Genomic DNA, 2,925 nt, shown 5'->3' with positions numbered 1-2,925 from the left:
CGCCCGGCGCCCCGATCCGGCCGGGCGGCACCTTGCCTGGCCGGTCCGGCGGCCCGGGCGAGGGGGCGGGGGAGGACGCCGGGGTGTCGCGCGCCGGCACCGCGGACGCGGCGCGGTCCGGGCCGCTCAGGCCGTCACCGCCGGCAGCGGCGCGTTGACCAGGCCCATATGCAGCCGCCGCACCGCGCCTGCCACGGCCACGTCCAGCCCCGGCCGGCCATAGAAGCGGCCGCGCACATGCAGGCAGGCGGCGATGCCGCGCAGGAAGGCATCCGCCAGCGCCGCGTCGGGCGGCGGCGCATCCTGCCAGAACCGGTCCGGCGGCCCCTGCCAGGCGAGCCCCGGCACCTGGTAGATCGCCCGCCCGAGCGCCAGCACCGGCCGGCCGAGGGCGATCGCCTCCACCGCCAGGGTGCTGTTGATGGTGACGACGCCATGGCTGGCGAGGATCGCCGCCTCGGCCGGCAGCGCGCCGTCCAGCAGATGCGCCCGCCCCGCGACCCCCGCCTCGGCCGCCAGACGCGCCAGCCTTGCGCCCCAGCGCTTCAGCCCGGGATCCAGCGGATGCACCTTGGCGAGGAACTGCGCCCCCGGCGGCGCGCCGCGGGCGAAGCTCTGCAGCGCCGCGCGCAGCGCCGCGTCGTTGTCGGGGAAGGCGGAATAGGCGCGGATGGAGAAGTCGTTCTCCATCTGCATGGCGAACAGGAAGAGCGGCCGCTGTCCCGCCAGCGCCGCCAAGCGCCGCGCCGCCTCCGCCGTGTCCCGCCGGCGCCGCAGCAGCCGCAGCCCGGTGCCGAGATAGGCCGGCACCGGGTGGTGCAGCAGGTAGCTCTCGTAGTGCCGGAAGGGAAAGGGCAGCAGGGCGGCCAGGTGCGCCGCCATGTCCCAGCGCGCCTGCCGGGCGAAATCGGCGGCGTAGCGCGGCCGCAGGTCGGGAACCGGCAGGCCCTCGGCCAGCGCCCGGATGGCGGCGGGGTCGCGCGGGAAGCGGCTCTCGGCGCCCATGCCGTCGCGTTCCAGCACGATCCAGTCGGGGCGGAGATAGCCGTAATCGGTCACCGTCACGGCGATGCCGCGGGACCGCGCGGCGGCGATGGCGGCCCGATGGTAGGGCCGCTGCTCGCCGAGCAGGAGGAGGTCGGTGATCGCCTCCCGCTCCAGATAGTGCGCGACGAAGCCCGGCCAGTCCGCCGGGGTGCCGGTGTAGTCGGTGGCGAAGCTGCCATCCCAGAACAGCCGGTCGCCGAGCGAGAGGTTGATCCGCCGCGTCGCATGGCCCAGCGCCCGCAGCCCGGCCGCGACTTCCCGGAAGAAGGGGCTGATCGGGCCCTGCAGGAACAGGAAGCGCCGCGGCGGCGCCGGCGGAAGCGACGGCATGCCGGCTCGCCCTAGAGCAGATCCCGATCAGGTGGAATCACCTGATCGGGCGAAGATGCTCGTCGAGTCAAAAGACCGGAACGGTTGCCGCGAGCCATGGCGAACGGCAACCGCCCGGACGCGGGCCGCGGTCAGATCGGGGCATCGGACCGGGTGGCGATGCTATGGGACGGGCGGGCTGGACCATGCGGCCGCGGCGGAAGCGAAGGCGGCATGATGCAGCACGGATCGCGGCCGCGGGCGAATGCGGCGAAGCCCGGCGGGGCCGTGGTGACGGAAACGTGTGCGGCGCCGGCGCCCGGCCCGCCGCGATCCGCTCTGCCCGGGAACGCCCGCATGGCTGCCTGCCACGCCCCAGCGACGTCCGCTGGCACGTCCGCTGCCACGTCCCCTGGCACATCCCCTAGCACGTCCCTTGCCGCGGCGGCGCGCGGCGGGGACCGCAGCCCCGGACGCCGCTGCCCGCCGCCCTGGCTGATGCGGGCCGCGCCGCGCCGGGTCAAGCGCGCGGGCTGTGCCAGGCGGCGTGCAGGTCCCGCCAGCCGACCAGCCGCCGGCCGCGCCGGCCCAGTCCGCGCAGCATCGCCGGCGGCGGGAAGGGGCAATAGGGCAGCGGCGCCGCCATCCGCCCCGCACCGCGCCCCGCGGCCAGCGCCGCCATCGCATCCTCCAGCAGGGGCAGCCCGGCCAGGTGCAGCGCCCGCGCCGCCGCGCTGGCGGTGACGCCGGCCGGCAGGTCCAGCGCCCGTTGCGCCAGGATGGCGCCGGCGTCGATGCGCGGCGCCAGCCGGTGCACCGTGACGCCGAAGCAGGGCGGCTCCTCCGCCAGGGCCCAGAGCGTAGGCACCGGCCCGCGATGCCGCGGCAGCAGCGACGGGTGCAGGTTGAGGCCGCCGAGCGGCGCCAGGGCGAGCGTCTCCGGCGCGAAGATCTGGTCGAAATGCAGGGAGACGAGCAGGTCCGGCCGGGCGGCCCGCAGCGCCGCCGCCATCGCCGGCCCGTTCACCGCCTGCACCACCTGCAGCGGGATACCGTGCCGCGCGGCCAGGCGCCGCAGCCGCGTCGGCCCCGGCCGCAGCCGCGGCAGCGCATAGTTCACCAGCAGAAAGGGCAGCAGCCTTGGGCCGGAGCGCCGCAGGTGCCGCCAGCCCTGCCGCAGCGGCCCGCCGGCGCCGGGCCGATAGGGGTCGGACAGGCCGAGCAGCACGATCTCGGCGGCGTGCCGCTCGGCGAAGGCGGCGACCGCCGCGCTGCCGGGCGCCGCTTCCAGGGTGAAGAGGGCGATGCGCATCGCTCGGCGAGGCCGCGCCGCTAGAGCAGGTCCCGCTCAGGCGGGATCACCTGGGCGGGTCGGGATGCTGGTGGGGTCGAATGACCATGGCGGTTGCCGTGGGCCATGGCGAAGGGAGGGCACGCCAGGGCGGGGCGGGTTCGGAGGCCCGCATCCGAACACCGGCGGATGCTCTGCCGCCGGGGGCTGGTGCCGGCCGCCCGTGCCCATCGGGACGCGGCAGGCGCGGGGCCGGGCCGCGTTCGGCCAGGCGCGCC

2 protein-coding genes are annotated in these 2,925 nt (G+C 76.9%); both read right to left on the bottom strand.

From position 1 onward, the window contains the following. Positions 1-126 precede the first annotated feature (126 nt). On the bottom strand, positions 127-1,377 hold the full coding sequence (locus tag E2C05_RS30550; protein ID WP_133223377.1) for a capsular polysaccharide export protein, LipB/KpsS family: 1,251 nt from the start codon (positions 1,375-1,377) through the stop codon (positions 127-129). Positions 1,378-1,876: 499 nt separating this feature from the next. Then, a complete protein-coding gene (locus E2C05_RS30545; RefSeq protein ID WP_133223376.1) occupies positions 1,877-2,668 on the bottom strand; it encodes a formyltransferase family protein in 792 nt (263 codons plus the stop codon). Positions 2,669-2,925: the final 257 nt, after the last annotated feature.

Source organism: Paracraurococcus ruber (genome assembly GCF_004353985.1).
GTDB lineage: Bacteria > Pseudomonadota > Alphaproteobacteria > Acetobacterales > Acetobacteraceae > Paracraurococcus > Paracraurococcus ruber.
Note: the sequence above shows the minus strand (reverse complement) of the source record. Positions and strands in the feature narration are given on the sequence as shown.

Bases quoted from the DNA above. Each gene is read 5' to 3' on its own strand.
- E2C05_RS30550 (WP_133223377.1), bottom strand. From the start codon at position 1,377: ATGCCGTCGCTTCCGCCGGCGCCGCCGCGGCGCTTCCTGTTCCTGCAG.
- E2C05_RS30545 (WP_133223376.1), bottom strand. From the start codon at position 2,668: ATGCGCATCGCCCTCTTCACCCTGGAAGCGGCGCCCGGCAGCGCGGCG.